Raw genomic sequence first — 16,877 nt, forward strand, 5'->3', positions numbered from 1 at the left:
CCGCCCCACGTGCACCTCCCCACACGCAAGCGGAACAACGACGACGACCAGACGCCCCGCCCGACCCCGAACGTGACGTTCGAGGCGTCCCGGTCGGGCACCGGCGTGCGCGTCAACGCGTTCCGCATCGGGTTCATGGGCGGCATCGGCGTCCTCGTCGCGCTGCTCGCCGGCGCCCTCATCGGCCAGCTGTCGACCGTCCTCGTCTACATCGGCGTCGCGCTGTTCATCGCCCTCGGCCTCGACCCGCTCGTCACGTTCCTCGAGCGCTACATCCCGCGGTGGGCCGCGATCCTGGCGGTCGTCGTCGTGGTGCTCGGGGCGTTCGTGGGCATCGTGTTCGCCGTCGTGCCGATCGTCGTCAACCAGGCGACGAACCTGGTGCACAACTTCCCGGAGATCGTCGAGGACATCTCCAAGCAGGACTGGGTGCAGAACCTGTCGAAGCAGCTCGCCGGCTCGTTCGACCTGACACACGCGCTGCAGTCGGTCCAGTCCTTCGCCGAGGACCCGGGCAACCTGCTGAGTCTCGGGGGCGGGATCCTCGCGGTCGGCACCGGCATCCTGTCCGGGCTGACCGGCGTGCTCATCGTGCTCATCCTGATGCTCTACTTCCTGGCGTCGATGCGGAGCATGAAGAGCATGCTCTACCGCTTCGTGCCGGCCTCGCGTCGCCAGAACTTCGTCGACGTCAGCGAAGAGGTGACGTCCTCGGTCGGTCGCTACGTCGTCGGTCAGATCTCGCAGGCAGCGATCAACGGGATCCTCAGCCTGGTGTTCCTGCTCATCATCGGTGCGCCGTTGCCGGTGCTGCTGGCCACGTTCGCGTTCATGGGGTCGCTGATCCCGCTCGTCGGGACGCTCGGTGCGGCGATCGTGATCTCGCTGCTCTGCTTCTTCGCCTCGCCGGCGACCGCGCTGGCCGCCGCGATCTACTACCTCGTGTACATGCAGGTGGAGTCGTACGTGATCTCCCCACGCATCATGTCCCGTGCCGTGCAGGTCCCCGGGGCCCTCGTCGTCATCGCCGCGGTCGCCGGAGCCACGATCGGCGGAGTCCTCGGCGCCCTCGTCGCCGTGCCGATCGCCGCATCGGTGATCATCATCGTGCAGAAGGTCATCTACCCGAGGCAGGAACAGGCATGACCTCCTCCGCGCGTGAGCGCTGGGCGGTCGGTCCGCGAGGCCCGCTGGCCCTGGTGAACGCGCAGCGGGTCGACCACCCGCAGGCCGTCTGGCCCGTGCCCGGCACGTGGGCACCGTCGGTCGGCGGACTCATCGTGACCGCTGCCGCGGGTGACGGTGTGGTCGTCGACGGCGTCCCGGTCGACGGAACGGTCCTCGTCGCAGGTGACGAGGCGGTCGTCCCGTCGACGGTCGCCTTCCCGGACGGGTTCGCCGGGACGGTCGCCGGACGCACCCTCCGCGTGTGGGACCCGGCATCGGAGGCGATCGCCCGCTTCGCCGCGATCGACCGGTTCCCACGGTCCGACGAGTGGGTCGGTTCCGGCCGCTTCACGCCGGCACGGGACGTGGACGGCCTGGAGGCTCGTGGTGACGTCCTCGACGCCGCCGGCGATCCGCTGGTGGTCGCCGGCACCGTGTCGACGACCGTTGGTGGCGCGGCCGTCACGCTCGTCGCGGTCCGGTCGGCACCGTTCGGGGGAGCGGCGCGGCTGCAGCTCATCGTCCAGGACGCGACGAGTGCGGTCCCCGAGGACGACAGCCACAGCAGCTACTCGATGGGGCGGTTCCTGTTCGTCACCGACCCGGGTACTGAGGCCGACGTCGAGCTCGACTGGAACGAACTGGTGCTGCCACCGTGCGCGTTCTCGTACCAGTACGCCTGCCCGATCCCGCCGCCGGAGAACCGCCTGTCGGTCCTGGTGACGGCGGGGGAGCGGCACCCGATCGATCGGGACGGGGCCGTCTTCCACTGATCCGGGCCCGGACACGGGCGGATCCGGCCTGCGTCCTTGCTGTTCCCAGCGGAGACGCTGCATAATGGGCGTGTCCGCAAGGACATCACAATCGGATATCGATGGCTCTGGTCACCGGATCCTCCGCAGGTCGATGGGGAAGTCGCACCTGATGATCGGAGGAATCATGACCGGGACTGCGTCAGGAGTGCTCTACGTGCACTCCTCCCCGCGCGCGCTCTGCCCCCATGTCGAATGGGCAGCAGGTCGCGCGATGAGTCGTGCCGTGAACTTCTCTTGGCTGGACCAGCCCGCGCAGGACGGCTCTCGGCGCACCGAGTACACGTGGACCGGGCAGGTCGGCACCGGTGCCGCGATCGCCTCTGCGCTGCGTGGCTGGGAGCACCTCCGTTACGAGGTCACCGAGGAGCCCACCGAGGCGTCCGACGGTGGCCGGTGGATGCACACGCCCGACCTCGGCGTCTTCTACGCGCAGACCGACGTCACGGGCAACATGGTGATCCCCGAGGACCGCGTGCGCTACGCGATGGAGGTCGCCGGCAGCAACGCCCTCGAACTGCACCGTGAACTTCGACTGGCGCTCGGTCAGGCCTGGGACGACGAACTCGAGCCGTTCCGCCACGCTGCCGAGGGCAACCCGGTCGTCTGGCTCCACCGCGTGGGCTGAGGCGCCCGCCACAGCGTCAGCCCGGCGCTCAAAGACTCCGACACCTCTGCGAAAGCGACAGTTCCCCGCCGATCACCGGCGGGGAACTGTCGCTTTCGCGATGTGGACGCGACCACAGGACGACGGAGGCCCGCCCCGCAGACGCGAGACGGGCCTCCTGGCTGATCGGTGTCAGGCCGTGCGGAACGCGACGACGGCGTTGTGGCCGCCGAAGCCGAACGAGTTGCTGACCGCGAGCAGGTCGCCCGCCGGCAGCTCGCGCGGAGCCGTCGCGACGTCCATCACGATCTCCGGGTCCTGCTCGGTGAGGTTGATCGTCGGCGGCGCGACCCGGTTGTGCAGCGCGAGGACGGTGAACATCGCCTCGATCGCACCGGCACCACCGAGCAGGTGCCCGGTGGATGCCTTCGTCGCCGAGACGACGACGGAGTCGAGGTGGTCACCGAACACGCGACGCATGGCGTGGTACTCGGCGATGTCGCCGACCGGGGTCGACGTGGCGTGCGCGTTGACGTGCGCGACGTCGTCGCGCGAGGCACCGGCGTGCTCGAGTGCCGTCAGGACCGCACGGGCGGCCGCGCTGCCCTCGGGGTCCGGAGCGGTGATGTGGAAGGCGTCGGACGTGATGCCGGCGCCGGCGACCTCGGCGTAGATCTTCGCGCCGCGGGCCTCGGCGTGCTCCTTCGTCTCGAGGATGAGGGCAGCCGCGCCGTCCGCGAGCACGAAGCCGTCGCGCGTGACGTCGTACGGACGCGAGGCGGTCTCGGGGGAGTCGTTCCGACGCGAGAGCGCCTGCATCGCGGCGAAGGACGCGAGCGGCATCGGGTGGAGCGCTGCTTCGGCACCACCGGCGATGACGATGTCGGCTTCACCCGTGGCCACGTGCCGGTACGCCTCGGCGAGGGACTCGGTGGACGAGGCACATGCGGAGAGGTAGGTCCGGGCACCGCCACGGGCACCGAACTCCATCTCGATGGCCGCTGCCGGACCGTTCGCCATGAGCATCGGAACGGTCATCGGGAGGACGCGGCGCGGGCCCTTCTCGCGCAGGGTGTCCCAGGCGTCGAGCAGGGTGTTCACGCCGCCGATGCCGGTCGCCCAGTCGACGATGAGGCGCTCGGGGACGACGGTCTCGTTGTCGATGCCGGCGTCGGCCCAGGCTTCGCGCGCGGCGATGAGCGAGAGCTGCGACGACGGGTCGAACCGCTTCGTCTCGGGGCGGGTGAGCTGGTCGGTGATGAACTTCCGGGCCTGGCCCGCGAACTCGACGGGGATGTCGAGCTCGGCGTAGCGCGGGTCTTCGAGCCTGGTGATGCCGGACTTGCCCTCGAGCAGGGCGTCCCAGGTCTCCGAGGCAGTCGCGGCGAGAGGGGTGATCGCACCGATCCCGGTGACGACGACGGTCTTGTTGGTCATGGAACGACTTGTTTCTTCTGAGGTGGACATGAAGAGCGCCGCGGCCCGTGACCGGAAGGGTCGAGCCGGACCGCGGCGTTCAGGAAGTTCGCGCCAGGGCTGTGGGTATCAGGCCTGGGCCTTGACGATGAAGTCGACGGCGTCACCGACGGTCTTGAGGTTCTTGACCTCTTCGTCGGGGATCTTGACGTCGAACTTCTCTTCGGCGTTCACGACGATGGTCATCATCGAGATCGAGTCGATGTCGAGGTCGTCCGTGAACGACTTGTCCGCCTGCACGGTGTCGGTCGCGATGCCGGTCTCGTCGTTGATCAGCTCGGCCAGGCCGGCGAGGACGTCTTCGTTGGACAGGGCCATGATGGTGTCTCCTTGAGGGGGGTGTCGTTTGACCGTGGACCAGCCTAGGGCACGGGGTGGTCCCGTGCCCGCAGCCTGGCAGGCCTGTGGGTGAGTCGGTGGACTAGGGGAGCACGACCACCTGCGCGCCGAACACGAGTCCGGCGCCGAACCCGATCTGCAGGGCGAGTCCGCCCGACAGCTCCGGGTGCTCGTCGAGCAGGCGGTGGGTGGCGAGCGGGATGCTCGCGGCCGAGGTGTTGCCGGTGGTCGTGATGTCGCGGGCGATCACCACGGACTCGGGGAGCCCGAGCTGCTTGGCGAACTCGTCGATGATGCGGATGTTCGCCTGGTGCGGGACGAACGCGGCGAGCTGGTCGGGGCGGACGCCTGCGGTCTCCAGCGCTTCGCGGGCGACCTTGACCATCTCCCAGACGGCCCAGCGGAACACGGTCTGACCGGCCTGCCGTATCGTCGGCCGCGCGGCCCCCGCTTCCCACTCGTTGAAGGTCGAGGTCATGCCGATCGCGTCCCACTTGGACCCGTCCGATCCCCAGATGGTCGGGGCGATGCCGGGGAAGTCGCTCGGGCCGACGACCGCCGCGCCGGCGCCGTCACCGAGCAGGAACGAGATGGACCGGTCGGTCGGGTCGACGATGTCGCTGAGCTTCTCGGCGCCGATGACCAGCACGTGGTCGGCGATGCCGGACTTCACGAACGAGTCGGCCTGGGCGATGCCGTAGGCGTACCCGGCGCACGCGGCGCTGATGTCGTAGGCCGCAGCCGGGGTGGCGCCGATGCGCTCGGCGAGGAGCGATGCCATCGACGGCGTCGCGACCGTGTGCGTCACGGTGCTGACCAGGACGACACCGATCTGGTCGGGGGTGAGCCCGGCCTTCGCGATCGCTTCGCGCGCCGCGGTCTCGGCGAGGTCGACCGCCTCGACGCCCTCACCAGCACGCATCCGGGTGATGATCCCGGTGCGCTGCCGGATCCACTCGTCGGAGGAGTCGATCGGTCCGACGAGGTCGTCGTTCGGGACGGTGAGCTCACCGCGCGCGGCGCCGAACGCCATGATGCGGCTGAACTCGTGGCCCCTGCGCTGCGCGAGGACGGGACGGCCGGTCGGCTCGACGGCTTCTGACACGTCGGTCATGCGGACACCTCCGCGGTGCTGAGGAGCTCGATCGCGGCCGGCAGGTCCTCGGGGGACTTGATCGCGACCGTCGGGGTGCCGCGCAGGCCGCGCTTGGCGAGTCCGACGAGCGCACCGGCCGGTGCGAGCTCGATGATGCCGGTGACACCGGCCTGCTGGAAGGACTCCATCACGGAGTCCCAGTGCACGGGGTTCGCGATCTGCTGGACCATCAGGTCGACGAACTGCCGGCCGTCGTCCACGCGCGAACCGTCGGCGTTCGTCCAGATCGGGAGCGTCGGGTCCACTGCGGTGGTGCCGGCGGCGACGGGGGCCACACGCTCGACCGCTGGGGCCATGTACCGGGTGTGGAACGCGCCGGCCACGGCGAGGGGGATCACACGGGCCTTCGTCGGCGGGTTCTCGGCGAGTGCCGCGATCGCTGCGGCAGCGCCGGCGACGACGGTCTGCCCGCCGCCGTTGTGGTTCGCGGGCACGAGGCCGTGCGCCTCGAGGGCCTGGGCGACCTCGTCGGCGTCACCGCCGAGGACGGCCGCCATCGAGGTCGGCTCGAGCGCTGCGGCGTCGGCCATCGCCCGGCCGCGGGCGGCGACGAGGGAGACGGCGTCGGTCGGCTGCAGGATGCCGGCGACGGCAGCGGCGGTGAACTCGCCGACCGAGTGTCCGGCGACGCCTCCGACCAGGGCACGGCGGCCGTCGGCGAGGAGTGCGTCGGCGGTGATGATGCCGGCGGCCACGATGAGCGGCTGGGCCAGCGCGGTGTCCTTGATGGTGTCCGCGTCGGACTCGGTGCCGTGCACGGCGAGGTCCACGCCGATCGCTTCGGACCACTGCCCGACGCGTTCACGAACGGCGGCGTCCTCGAGCCACGGGGCGAGGAAGCCGGGAGTCTGGGAGCCCTGTCCGGGCGCGACGACGACGATCACCGGACAATCCTGTCTGCCGCGACGCGTGCGCCCCGTGTGGACTCCCGACACGAATCCGCTCGAGACATTGTGGGACCCCTACGGTCGGAGGTCACCGGCGTCCGATCCGACGTCGACCGGAGGCGGACTCGGACATCGCGCCGAGGATGAGCGCCGACTGCACGATGAGGGCGTCGCGGGCGTGTGTGGCATCCCACCCGATGATGTCGGCGACACGACGGAGCCGGTATCGGACGGTGTTCGGGTGCACGAAGAGCTCGCGGGCCGTGGCTTCGAGGGACCGACCGGTGTCGAGGTAGCACCAGAGCGTCTGGAGCAGTTCGGTGGACTGGTCCTTCAGCGGGACGTAGATGCGCTGGACGAGGGCGGAGCGGGCGAGGGGATCGCCGGCCAGTGCGCGCTCGGGGAGCAGGTCGTCCGCGAGCGCTGGACGGGGAGCGCCGCGCCAGGCACGCGCGACGGCGAACCCGGCGAGGGCCGCCTTCGCCGAGGTCGACGCGTCGACCACCCCGGGGACCTCGTTGCCGAGGACCAGGTGCCCCTCGCCGAACATCGGCTCCAGAGCCTGCGCGATCGCCATGAACGAGACGGGCTCTTCGCCTTCAGGGACGTCGTCCCGCGGGGTCGAGCGACCGATGACGACCACGAGCCGCGACCCCTGCACGCCGATGAGCACGTCGGCGTCCATGTGGCGGGCAGCACGGCGGACCTGGTCGACCTCGAGCTGCTTCGGCGCCGTGCCGACGAGCACTGCGACCTCGCCGTGACCGTGCCAGCCGAGCGCCGCGATCCGCGACGGCAGTTCGTCGTCGTACTCGCCCGACAGGATCGAGTCGACCACGAGCGCCTCGAGCCGCGCGTCCCAGAGCCCGCGGGCCTCCGCAGCACGCGCGTACACGTCGGCGGCTGCGAACGCGATGTCCCGCGAGTACTTCAGGATCGCCTCCTGCAGCATCTCGTCGTCCTTGGCGCGCTCCTCGACCACGGTCACCACGACGCGGATGAGCTGCAGCGTCTGCTGCAGGCTCACCGAGCGGAGGAGTTCCCGCGGCGCGGAGCCGAACACGTCGGCCGCGGCGATCCACGGCGTCGACGCGCTGCCCTCGAGCCACGAGATGAACGACGTGATGCCGGCCTGCGCCACCATGCCGACCGCGGATCGTCGGCCTGGCGGCATCTCGCTGTACCAGGGGAGCGTGTCCTCGAGCCGCTTGATCGTGGCGGTCGAGAGTTCGCCCGACACCTGCCGGAGCCAGGAGAGCGCGCGTTCGCGGTCGTTCTCCCGGCCCACGGCAGGGTCGGTGCGGGGTGTCGTCACCGCCGGTGTCAGCTCTCGCCGCCGGCGGAACCGGTCGTGCCGGCGGTCACGTCGTGCAGCCGGTACTTGTCGATCGCCTGCTGGACGAGCGCCGCGTCGACCTTGCCCTGGCGGGCGAGCTGCTGCAGCGTCCGCACGACGACCGAGGGGCCGTCGATGTGGAAGAAGCGACGGGCGGCCGGACGGGTGTCCGAGAAGCCGAAGCCGTCGGCGCCGAGGGTGGCGTAGTCGGTCGGCACGAACGGGCGGATCTGCTCCTGGACCTGGTGCATGAAGTCGCTGACGGCGACGACGGGCCCCTCGGTCGAGAGCAGGCGCTCGGTGACGTACGGCGTGCGCGGCTGCTCGTTCGGGTTGAGGAACGCGTGCTGCTCCGCGTCGAGGCCGTCGCGGTAGAGCTCGCCCCAGCTCGTGACGCTCCAGACGTCTGCGGAGACGCCCCAGTCCTCGGCGAGGAGCTGCTGTGCCTCGAGGATCCACGGCACCGCGACACCGGACGCCAGGAGCTGCGCCTTCGGGCCGTCGTGCTCGCTCGGCTTGAGCAGGTACATGCCCTTGACGATCCCGTCCACGTCGACGCCCTCGGGCTCGGCGGGCTGGACGATGGGCTCGTTGTAGACCGTCAGGTAGTACATGACGTTCGGGTCGGCGTGCTTGGGCGAGCCGTCCTCGTTCGTGCCGTACATGCGGTCGAGGCCGGACTGCACGATGTGCCCGATCTCGTAGCCGTACGCCGGGTCGTAGGACACGACGGCCGGGTTCGTCGCCGCGAGCAGCAGCGAGTGTCCGTCGGCGTGCTGCAGGCCCTCGCCCGTGAGCGTCGTGCGGCCGGCGGTCGCGCCGATCATGAACCCGCGGGTCATCTGGTCGCCGGCGGCCCAGATGGCGTCGCCGGTGCGCTGGAAGCCGAACATCGAGTAGAAGACGTAGACCGGGATGAGCGGTTCGCCCTGCGTCGAGTACGAGGTGCCGACCGCGGTGAAGGCCGCGAGGGCACCGGCTTCGTTGATGCCGACGTGGATGATCTGGCCCTGCGGGCTCTCCTTGTACGCCAGGAGGAGTTCGCGGTCGACGGACGTGTAGTGCTGCCCGTTCGGGTTGTAGATCTTCGCCGTCGGGAAGTACGCGTCCATGCCGAACGTGCGTGCCTCGTCCGGGATGATCGGGACCACGCGGTCACCGAAGTCCGGGGAGCGCAGGAGGTCCTTCAGCAGACGGGCGAACGCCATGGTGGTGGCGATCTCCTGCTTGCCGGAACCCTTCTTGACGACCTGGTACTTCGAGTCGTCGGGCAGCGTGATCGACGTGTACTTGGTGCGACGCTCCGGGACGTACCCGCCGAGTGCCTGACGGCGCTCGTGCATGTACTGGATGGCCTCGTCGTCGTTCCCGGGGTGGTAGTACGGCGGCGTGTAGGGGTTCTCCTCGAGCTGCGCGTCGGAGATCGGGATGCGCATCTCGTCGCGGAACTGCTTGAGGTTGTCGAGCGTGAGCTTCTTCATCTGGTGGGTCGCGTTGCGGCCCTCGAAGCTCGGTCCGAGGCCGTAGCCCTTGACCGTCTTCGCGAGGATGACGGTCGGCTGGCCCTTGTGCTCGGTCGCGGCCTTGAACGCCGCGTAGACCTTGCGGTAGTCGTGGCCACCGCGCTTGAGGTTCCAGACCTGGTCGTCGCTGTAGCCGTCGATGAGCTGCAGCGCCTTGGGGTCGCGCCCGAAGAAGTTCTCGCGGACGTACGCGCCGTTCTCGGCCTTGTACGTCTGGTAGTCACCGTCGGGGGTGACGTTCATCAGGTTGAGCAGCGCGCCGTCGGTGTCGCGGGCGAGCAGGTCGTCCCACTCGCGGCCCCAGATCACCTTGATGACGTTCCAGCCGGCACCACGGAAGTAGCTCTCGAGCTCCTGGATGATCTTGCCGTTGCCGCGGACCGGGCCGTCGAGACGCTGCAGGTTGCAGTTGATCACGAAGTTGAGGTTGTCGAGCCCGTCGTTCGCCGCGACCTGCAGCTGCCCGCGGGACTCGACCTCGTCCATCTCGCCGTCGCCGAGGAACGCCCAGACCTGCTGGTCGGACGCGTCCTTGATCCCGCGGTTCGACAGGTACTTGGCTTGCTGCGCCTGGTAGATCGCGTTGATCGGGCCGATGCCCATCGACACGGTCGGGAACTGCCAGAAGTGCGGCATGAGGCGCGGGTGCGGGTACGACGACAGTCCGCCGCCCTCGTGCGACTTCTCCTGACGGAACCCGTCGAGCTGGTTCTCGTCGAGGCGGCCTTCCATGTAGGCACGGGCGTACATGCCGGGGGAGGCGTGGCCCTGGAAGAAGACCTGGTCGCCGCCGGACGCGTGGTCCTGCGCGCGGAAGAAGTGGTTGTAGCCGACCTCGTACAGGGCGGCGCTCGACGCGTAGGTCGAGATGTGGCCGCCGACCGAGATGCCGGGGCGCTGCGCGCGGTGCACCGTGATGGCCGCGTTCCAGCGGATCCAGCGGCGGTAGCGGCGCTCGAGCTCTTCGTCGCCGGGGAACTCCGGCTCGTTCTCCGGCGCGATCGTGTTGACGTAGTCCGTCGTCGGGACCATCGGCACGCCGAGGTGCAGTTCCTTGGACCGCTTGAGCAGGCTCAGCATGATCTCGCGCGCACGCTCGTGACCGTGTGCGGCGACCAGTCCGTCGAGGGACTCACGCCATTCGGCGGTCTCCTCCGGGTCCTGGTCCGTGCTGCCGTTGCTGTACGGGTCCTGGTCGTTCACCGTCACCCTTGACCTCGGTTCGTTCTCGTGGTGGTGGACATGGTGGCGCACCGGTCGGTCGGGTCACGACCAGCGGTGGGAGCCTCGACCACTCTAGGCCCCAGCACCGACGAGCACCCTGATGGTGACGTGTGTCCGCACGCTCGTGAACAGGTGCTTGCATTCGCGTGTCGTCGGCGTACGATTGCCGATCGTGCCCGTGCGACCCTGCGCGTGCATGGATCGACGGGCACACCCGCAGCCCGAGGAAGAAGTACACGCAACGATGGCACTGGAGATCGGCTCACTCGCGCCGGACTTCGAACTCCCGAACCAGTTCGGAGAGCACGTCCGCCTCAGCGACTTCCGCGGTTCCCGCCCGGTCGCACTCGTCTTCTTCCCGCTCGCGTTCTCGTCGACCTGCACGAGCGAGCTCTGCGCCCTCCGGGACAACGTCGCGATGTTCCAGGACAACCGCGTCGAGCTCATCGGCATCTCGGTCGACTCGAAGGCGACGCTCCGCTCGTTCGCCGACCTCAACGGTTACGACTTCGAGCTCCTCGCGGACTTCTGGCCGCACGGCGCCGTCTCGAAGGAGTACGGGGTCTTCCTCGAGCACAAGGGCTTCGCGAACCGCGCCACCTTCGTCATCGACGTCCAGGGCCGGATCCGCGCCTCGATCATCTCCGAGCCCGGCGTCGCCCGCGACGTCACCGAGTACCGCGCGGCGCTCGACCGGCTGGCCGCCTGCACGGCGCCCGTCCCGGTCGCCTGACAGTCGGTCGCCTGACGGGCGGTCCGTCGCACCAACCGTCGACCGGTCGGGTTCCGAACACCTCCTGGGTGCGCACGCACCGGACTGGAGGCTCGGTGCACGCCATCGACACCGCCGCAACACCGCGGGCGGGCACGACCGACGCGTACGCGCCGTTCCCGGTGACGGCTGACGCCGCCAGGTGGTCGCTCCGCAGGACGGTCGTCCCGACCGTGCACGGTCCCGTCGTGGTGCACGCCCGCAGCGGAGACCGGCCCCTGCTGTTCCTCCACGGGGTCGCCGGTTCCTGGACCACGTGGACCCCGTTGCTCGAGGCCGCCGACGGCTTCCCGAGCCGCGGGCTGGTCCTCGTCGACCTGCCCGGCTGGGGGTCGTCGCCCGCACCTTCGACGCCGCTGTCGGTCGATGACGCCGTCGTGGTGCTGACCGCCGTGCTCGATGCGCTCGGCGTCCCGGTCGTCGACGTCGTCGGGCACTCGATGGGCGCCTTCGTCGGCATGCACCTCGCGGTCGCCGCCCCGGACCGGACCCGTTCGGTGACGCTCGTCTCCGGGACGACGTTCGCCGCGATCGACGCCGCTCGGCACCCGTTGCGCGGCGTGCTGACCGTTCCCGCGTTCACACTGCTGCGGGCCGGCCTCGCCATCACGCGCGGCGCGGCCGTCCCGATGCTCCGGGTGCTCGCCGGCATCGGTCTCCTGCGGTTGCTCGCCGCACCCGTCTTCACCCACGTGCGGCGCCTGGACCGGAGCGTGCTCGACGCCTTCGTCGAGGAGCTCCGGCCTGCGGGCTTCCTCGCCGCCGCACGATCGGGCGCCGCCTACGACACGGACCGCTGGCGGGGGATCCGGTGCCCCGTGACCGCGGTCTCCGGGCGCGACGACGTCTTCGCCCGCGTCCGGGACCTCGAGGACCTGGCACGCGTGGTGCCGCAGACGCGAACGATGCTCCTGGACGACTGCGGGCACTTCGCCCACGTCGAGCACCCGGCAGCGGTGGTGGCCGCGCTCAGTGGTACTGCGGCGGCCAGTGGAACACGGGCGGACGACGTGGGACTTCGCCGACGGTCGTGACGACGAGGTCGACCTCGCCGAGGTCCTCCAGCACGATCGACCGCGGGTTCCCCAGGTACCGGCGGCCGTCGACCCACACGGTCAGGTCCCCGTGCAGACCGCCCACACCCCAGGCGCTCAAGGGGACGCCCCACTCGTCGAAGAACTGCCCGAGGGTGAAGTCCTGTCGGACCGGTGACTCGACGTGGACGATGCCCGACGTGTCGTGCGTGTGGATCTCCGCGGCGAAGTGCCGACGGTCCGAGTGGCCGATGTCCGCGGGGATCACGACCGGTTCGTCTCCGTCGGTGATCGTCACGTGGGTGTGGATGTGCTCGGCCAGTCGCTGTCCCCACACGTCGTGGAGCCCTGCGGCCTCGGCCCGTGCCGCGAGGTCGGTCGGACGCGGCCACGGCGGACCGTCCTGCACCGCCGAGCACCCCGCGAGGAGCACCACGAGCGCGGCGGCCGTCAGGGTCGCAGTCGCCGTTGCTCGTCGCACCGTTCCGTGTGTACTCGGTCAGACGCGCTCCGGCACGAGTGCAGCGACCCGGGATCGGACCTCGGACACCACCGCCCGCCGCATGCCCGGGGAGAACAGCGCGTGGTCCCCGTCGGGCACCGGCACCAGGCTGACCGAGCCGGGGTGGGGCCCTGGTGCGTACCGCTCGAGCGCCGCGCGGCCACCGAGACGCTCGAACGTCGCGACGTCGACGGGAGCCGCGATCACCACCACCTCGGTGCCAGCCGCCACGAGTGGTCGCACGTGCTGCAGGACGCCCCCGGTGCGGCTCCGCTCGACGTGCGCACGGACGACCTGCGGCACGACACGGTCGTACCAGGACCGGATCCGCAGCCGGGTGGACGACGGCGACCCCGCGGCCGCCGCGCTGTGGCCACCCGGTGCGGCGGGCCGCCGGCGGAAGTCGTTCGGGCTGATCTCCACGACCAGCCGTGGGGACAGCGCCGCAGAGCGGCCGGCGAGCCACGCACCGGCACACATACCGACCAGTGCGAGGCGGTCGCCGTCGACCCCGAGGGCGGACACGACCGCGTCCTGGTCGTCGACCCACGTCTGCGCGAACAGGTGGTTGTGCTCACCGGCGGACACCGTCGTGCTCTCCCCGGTGCCCCGGCGGTCGACCCGGACGACCCTGGCGCCGTCCTCGGCGAGCGCCCGGGCGAGTGCGACCTGGTAGTCGTTCCCGCCGACCCGGTGCTCGGCGCCGCCGGTGTGCAGGACGACGACGGGAGCGTCGTCCGGCGCGCCGGCGGGGACCGTCTCCACGGCGAAGAGCGACTCCGGTCCGAGGTGCACGACGTGCTCCGAGATCCCGGAGTCGAGGTCGAGGACCGCGTCGACACGTGGCGGTCCCGACGCGATCGTCGCCGTGGGAACGTGTTCGTCGACCCATGCGACCACCGTGTCGACCGCCTGCACCGGCATGCGCGCGTGGATGCTCATCTCGTCGAGCAGCTCTGCGCTCCCAGGTACCTCGACGACCGGAAGACCACCGACCGCTCGAGGGCCTCGCGCCCCTGGCCGCACCAGCACGAGCGTGGAGCGGGGGTCCCGTTCGACGTGCACGAGCGCGGCGACGGCTGCGGCCTGCGCCGGATCCAGGTCGATCCCCACGAGGGTCTCGACGCCGTCGACGACACGGGTGGCCTCGATCGTCAGCGTCGCGAGCGCACGCTGTCGACGCAGCCAGGCGCGGCCGGACTCGGGTGCGTCCCAGAGCACCAGGCCGTCGCCCTCGGTCGCGGCTGCGGAGGCGATGAGTGCGCCTGAGGCGAGTCCGACGAAGACGATCCGCTCGGCCCCGGCCGTGCGGAGCACGGCCGCCGCGTTGCGAGCGGACCGGACCGGCGCGTCGGGGTCGGCGTCGTCCTCGGAATCGCCACGGCCGGACGGGTCGTAGCGCACCGAAGCCACGCCACGAGCCTCCAGGCGGTCCGCCAGCAGGCGGAACGTGCGGTACGCGAGCACGCCCTCCTGTCCGAGCGGTGTGCAGATCACGACCCCAGCGCGCACCGACGGCGGCGTCTGCACCGCGACCCGGGAAGCCGGGGAACCCGACCACCCGTGCGTGGTGGTCACAGCGTCAGCGCGCGACGGACAGCCGCTGGCCATGCGGCGGGGTCGGTGCCGTGCGCGGCGAACAGGGCGATCGTGATGCGCTCCAGGCCGAAGGCCAGGCATGCGCTGTGGGCGACCTCGCCGTCCTCGGTGCGGAGCCCGAAGGACAGGCCGAAGTGGTCCTCGTGGAGGTTGGCGGAACTGATCGCGGTCGCCTCGCCCGCGTCACCGTAGACCGGCGTGACGAACTCGTACTTCAGCGCCTGTTCGACCTGGTTGCGCGCGAGGATCTTGCCCACGCGGCCGAAGAACGGGTCGTTCGCGGGGACCACGTCGATGTCCAGCCCGAAGCCTTCCAGGAGCGACCGCATCACGGGGATGTGTTCGTCGCGGTGCGCCTTCGCCGATGTGGGTGTGCCGATGTGGACGAACTCGTGCATGTGGAACGCCTGCAGCCGCATCGGGTCGAGCGATGGCTCACGCCGGAACGAGTCGCCGACGATGTCGAAGGACCGGCCGGCCTGCTGCACCGTGTCACCGACCAGGCCGTAGACCGGGTGGCAGACCGCTGGGGCGAGCATCAGGTCCGCCGGCTCCAGGAAGGACTCCCAGCGCTCGCCGCGTTCGCGCGCCGCGAGGAGCTCGCGGTGCTTGCGGTCGCCGCCGGTGAAGCCGGAGATCGACGCCGCGAGGTCCGGGAACGAGGCGATGTAGTCGGTGCGTTCGAACGCGGCGAGCGGTTCGACGGGCGGGAAGCGGAGGACCTCGGAGTCGAGGTCCGCCATCGAGCGGACGGCAGCGGTGTCGACGGCGGTGTACACGCGCTCGAAGACGCCGGTGCGGCCGTAGAGCCCGGGGGACCCGAGGTCGATGAGGACGCGATCGGCGAGGAGTCGTGCCCGGAGCGCTGCGCGGGCACGGTCGAGCGGCGTCGCGGTCACGGGTGCTTCGGTGATTGTCACAGGATCGCTCCGCTCATGAGTGCCAGGCCGGCGTCGTTCTGGAGGAGACGGTCGTTGCTCACCATGACGGCGGCGCCGTGTGCGTCTCGGAGGTGCCGGGCGATGCTCATCGGTCCCGACGCGGCGTACCCGGCGATCCCGACGATGCGGAGCGCTGCGGTGACGATGTCCGTCACCTTCTGGGAGGCGCCGACCTTCAGCGCGTTCGCGGCGAGGGCGTATGCGCTCGACTCGAGGGTGTCGGGGTCGTCGGCGACGGCGTCGAACCGCTCGGCGGCGTGCCGGACGCCGTCGGCGAGGCCCTGGAGGTCGACGAGGAGCTCCGCGAGCCGCAGCGCACCGGGTGGTGTCGTCCCGATGCTGGCCCGTGCCTGCTTGCGGACGGCCGAGCGTGCGCGTTCCGCTGCCGAGGCCGCGATGCCGAGCCACACCGACGCCCACAGCACGTGCGAGACGGGGAGGATCGTCTGCGCCGAGATCGTGGCGTAGTCGTCGCGGAACACGTGGTCGAGGGTGGTCTCGGCGTCGAGGATCCACCCGTTGCTGCACGTGCCCCGGAGTCCGAGTGTGTCCCACGTCGAGGTCTGCGAGAGCACGGTGCGTTCGGTGTCGCAGATCACGAGGCGCTGGTCGGACGCCGGTGCGTCGGGGTCGCGGCGAGCGGTGACGAACACCGCGCTGGACTCCGTGGCGTAGGAGATGACGGGGGCGTCCTTGCGGAGGCGGATGCGACCGGGGACCTCGGTGGACGCCTCGATCGCGCAGGTGGACCGTCGAGCGTCGCCACCGACGCCCTTCTCGGTGGTCGACGACGCGACGAGCGCGCCACCCAGGACCTGGTCGATCATCGCGCGCACGCCGGCAGCGTCACCGCCGTGGCGCCAGAGCGCCATCACCTGGCCCTGGTGCATCGCGAACACCATCCCCGTCGCTGCGCACGCACCGCCGAGCTCGGTCGCGATCGCGGACAGGTCGGACACCGAGGCGCCTTCGCCACCGCGTTCGACCGGGACCGCGGCGGCGAGCAGGCCGTACTCGCGCATCGCGGCGATCGCCTCGCGCGGGGGCCGGGCGTCCCGGTCGACCTCGTCCGCGAACTGCGCGGCGACGGCTGCGACGGCGGCGGTGCGCTCGGCGAAGCGGTCCGCGGTGGATCCGGCCGCGACCACGGACCGCGTCGGGGACTCCGGCTGCAGCGTGGTCACGCCGTCACCTGGGCCGCCGCGGTGGTCAACGACTCCACGGAGGAGAACGTCGCTCGATGCAGGAGGTGGTCGGGGAACTCCGCGTCGAGGTCGTTCTCGATCGCGAGCATCACGTTGACGGTCGCGTGGGACGTCAGCCCGAGGAGGTAGAGATCCGCGATCGGTGCCACGTCCCACGCGTCGACGGTGAGCCGCCCGTGGTCGGCGAGCGCGCGTCGGACGGCCTGTTCGGTCGTGTCAGCGAGGGTGTTCTGGTCCGGCTGCATGCGAGCAACCCTAGGGACCGGGATGCCCCGGAAAGCCGCCGTCCGGATGCGC

General features: G+C 70.6%; 16 protein-coding genes. 5 read left to right on the forward strand and 11 right to left on the reverse strand.

The annotated features are described in order from the left end of the window. The first annotated feature begins 9 nt into the window (after positions 1–9). The 3 genes from QK288_RS10475 to QK288_RS10485 all read left to right on the forward strand — a co-directional run bounded on the left by QK288_RS10475 (position 10) and on the right by QK288_RS10485 (position 2,607). Positions 10–1,146 (forward strand): AI-2E family transporter, encoded by a 1,137-nt coding sequence (locus QK288_RS10475; RefSeq protein ID WP_281264265.1) that lies wholly within the window; start codon positions 10–12, stop codon positions 1,144–1,146. Further along, the gene (locus tag QK288_RS10480) at positions 1,143–1,940 is read left to right on the forward strand and encodes a DUF1684 domain-containing protein (protein WP_281264266.1); all 798 of its coding nucleotides are present in this window, start codon (positions 1,143–1,145) and stop codon (positions 1,938–1,940) included. Before QK288_RS10475 ends, QK288_RS10480 begins: the two co-directional genes overlap by 4 nt. Before the next feature lie 166 nt (positions 1,941–2,106). Next, the gene (locus QK288_RS10485; protein WP_281264267.1) at positions 2,107–2,607 is read left to right on the forward strand and encodes a DUF3145 domain-containing protein; all 501 of its coding nucleotides are present in this window, start codon (positions 2,107–2,109) and stop codon (positions 2,605–2,607) included. A 171-nt stretch (positions 2,608–2,778) separates the two neighbouring features. On the opposite strand, the gene QK288_RS10490 is transcribed toward QK288_RS10485, so the two are convergent. The 6 genes from QK288_RS10490 to aceE form a co-directional block, all read right to left on the reverse strand. Then, complete coding sequence (locus tag QK288_RS10490; RefSeq protein WP_281264268.1) at positions 2,779–4,023, reverse strand: beta-ketoacyl-[acyl-carrier-protein] synthase family protein; 1,245 nt, start codon at positions 4,021–4,023, stop codon at positions 2,779–2,781. A 108-nt stretch (positions 4,024–4,131) separates the two neighbouring features. Continuing rightward, entirely contained in the window at positions 4,132–4,380 is a 249-nt protein-coding gene (locus QK288_RS10495) for an acyl carrier protein (protein ID WP_281264269.1), read from the reverse strand. Positions 4,381–4,483: 103 nt separating this feature from the next. Beyond that, on the reverse strand, positions 4,484–5,434 hold the full coding sequence (locus QK288_RS10500) for a beta-ketoacyl-ACP synthase III (protein WP_281267572.1): 951 nt from the start codon (positions 5,432–5,434) through the stop codon (positions 4,484–4,486). A gap of 77 nt (positions 5,435–5,511) precedes the next feature. Then, complete coding sequence (locus QK288_RS10505; protein WP_281264270.1) at positions 5,512–6,441, reverse strand: ACP S-malonyltransferase; 930 nt, start codon at positions 6,439–6,441, stop codon at positions 5,512–5,514. A gap of 91 nt (positions 6,442–6,532) precedes the next feature. After that, positions 6,533–7,759, reverse strand: coding sequence for a PucR family transcriptional regulator (locus QK288_RS10510; protein WP_281264271.1), 1,227 nt, complete (start codon positions 7,757–7,759; stop codon positions 6,533–6,535). Between the two features lie 8 nt (positions 7,760–7,767). Beyond that, entirely contained in the window at positions 7,768–10,512 is a 2,745-nt protein-coding gene (aceE, locus tag QK288_RS10515) for a pyruvate dehydrogenase (acetyl-transferring), homodimeric type (protein ID WP_281264272.1), read from the reverse strand. 259 nt (positions 10,513–10,771) lie between these two features. Here aceE and QK288_RS10520 point away from each other — a divergent pair, with 259 nt between their 5' ends. Both QK288_RS10520 and QK288_RS10525 read left to right on the forward strand, forming a co-directional pair. Continuing rightward, positions 10,772–11,260 (forward strand): peroxiredoxin, encoded by a 489-nt coding sequence (locus tag QK288_RS10520; protein WP_281264273.1) that lies wholly within the window; start codon positions 10,772–10,774, stop codon positions 11,258–11,260. A gap of 95 nt (positions 11,261–11,355) precedes the next feature. Further along, positions 11,356–12,333, forward strand: a complete 978-nt coding sequence (locus tag QK288_RS10525) for an alpha/beta hydrolase (RefSeq protein ID WP_281264274.1) — start codon at positions 11,356–11,358, stop codon at positions 12,331–12,333. On the opposite strand, the gene QK288_RS10530 is transcribed toward QK288_RS10525, so the two are convergent. The 5 genes from QK288_RS10530 to QK288_RS10550 are packed head-to-tail and all read right to left on the reverse strand — an operon-like array spanning position 12,269 to position 16,825. Beyond that, positions 12,269–12,814: a hypothetical protein gene (locus QK288_RS10530; RefSeq protein ID WP_281264275.1), complete on the reverse strand. Its 546-nt coding sequence runs from the start codon at positions 12,812–12,814 to the stop codon at positions 12,269–12,271. The two genes, QK288_RS10525 and QK288_RS10530, sit on opposite strands and share 65 nt — an antisense overlap. Positions 12,815–12,832: 18 nt before the next feature. Beyond that, positions 12,833–14,413: an alpha/beta hydrolase gene (locus QK288_RS10535; RefSeq protein ID WP_281264276.1), complete on the reverse strand. Its 1,581-nt coding sequence runs from the start codon at positions 14,411–14,413 to the stop codon at positions 12,833–12,835. Continuing rightward, positions 14,410–15,354 carry an amino acid--[acyl-carrier-protein] ligase gene (locus QK288_RS10540; RefSeq protein ID WP_281264277.1) on the reverse strand — a complete coding sequence of 315 codons (945 nt, stop codon included), beginning with the start codon at positions 15,352–15,354 and terminating at the stop codon, positions 14,410–14,412. Before QK288_RS10540 ends, QK288_RS10535 begins: the two co-directional genes overlap by 4 nt. Further along, complete coding sequence (locus QK288_RS10545) at positions 15,351–16,559, reverse strand: acyl-CoA dehydrogenase family protein (protein WP_281264278.1); 1,209 nt, start codon at positions 16,557–16,559, stop codon at positions 15,351–15,353. Before QK288_RS10545 ends, QK288_RS10540 begins: the two co-directional genes overlap by 4 nt. Further along, complete coding sequence (locus tag QK288_RS10550) at positions 16,556–16,825, reverse strand: acyl carrier protein (protein WP_281264279.1); 270 nt, start codon at positions 16,823–16,825, stop codon at positions 16,556–16,558. Before QK288_RS10550 ends, QK288_RS10545 begins: the two co-directional genes overlap by 4 nt. Positions 16,826–16,877 lie beyond the last annotated feature (52 nt).

Origin of the sequence: Curtobacterium sp. 9128, assembly GCF_900086645.1 — a bacterium.
Classification (GTDB): Bacteria; Actinomycetota; Actinomycetes; order Actinomycetales; family Microbacteriaceae; genus Curtobacterium.

Excerpts from the sequence above, each read along its gene's own strand:
- QK288_RS10480 (WP_281264266.1), top strand. The coding sequence starts at position 1,143 with ATGACCTCCTCCGCGCGTGAGCGCTGGGCGGTCGGTCCGCGAGGCCCG.
- QK288_RS10485 (WP_281264267.1), top strand. The coding sequence starts at position 2,107 with ATGACCGGGACTGCGTCAGGAGTGCTCTACGTGCACTCCTCCCCGCGC.
- QK288_RS10490 (WP_281264268.1), bottom strand. The coding sequence starts at position 4,023 with ATGACCAACAAGACCGTCGTCGTCACCGGGATCGGTGCGATCACCCCT.
- QK288_RS10495 (WP_281264269.1), bottom strand. The coding sequence starts at position 4,380 with ATGGCCCTGTCCAACGAAGACGTCCTCGCCGGCCTGGCCGAGCTGATC.
- QK288_RS10500 (WP_281267572.1), bottom strand. The coding sequence starts at position 5,434 with ATGGCGTTCGGCGCCGCGCGCGGTGAGCTCACCGTCCCGAACGACGAC.
- QK288_RS10520 (WP_281264273.1), top strand. The coding sequence starts at position 10,772 with ATGGCACTGGAGATCGGCTCACTCGCGCCGGACTTCGAACTCCCGAAC.
- QK288_RS10550 (WP_281264279.1), bottom strand. The coding sequence starts at position 16,825 with ATGCAGCCGGACCAGAACACCCTCGCTGACACGACCGAACAGGCCGTC.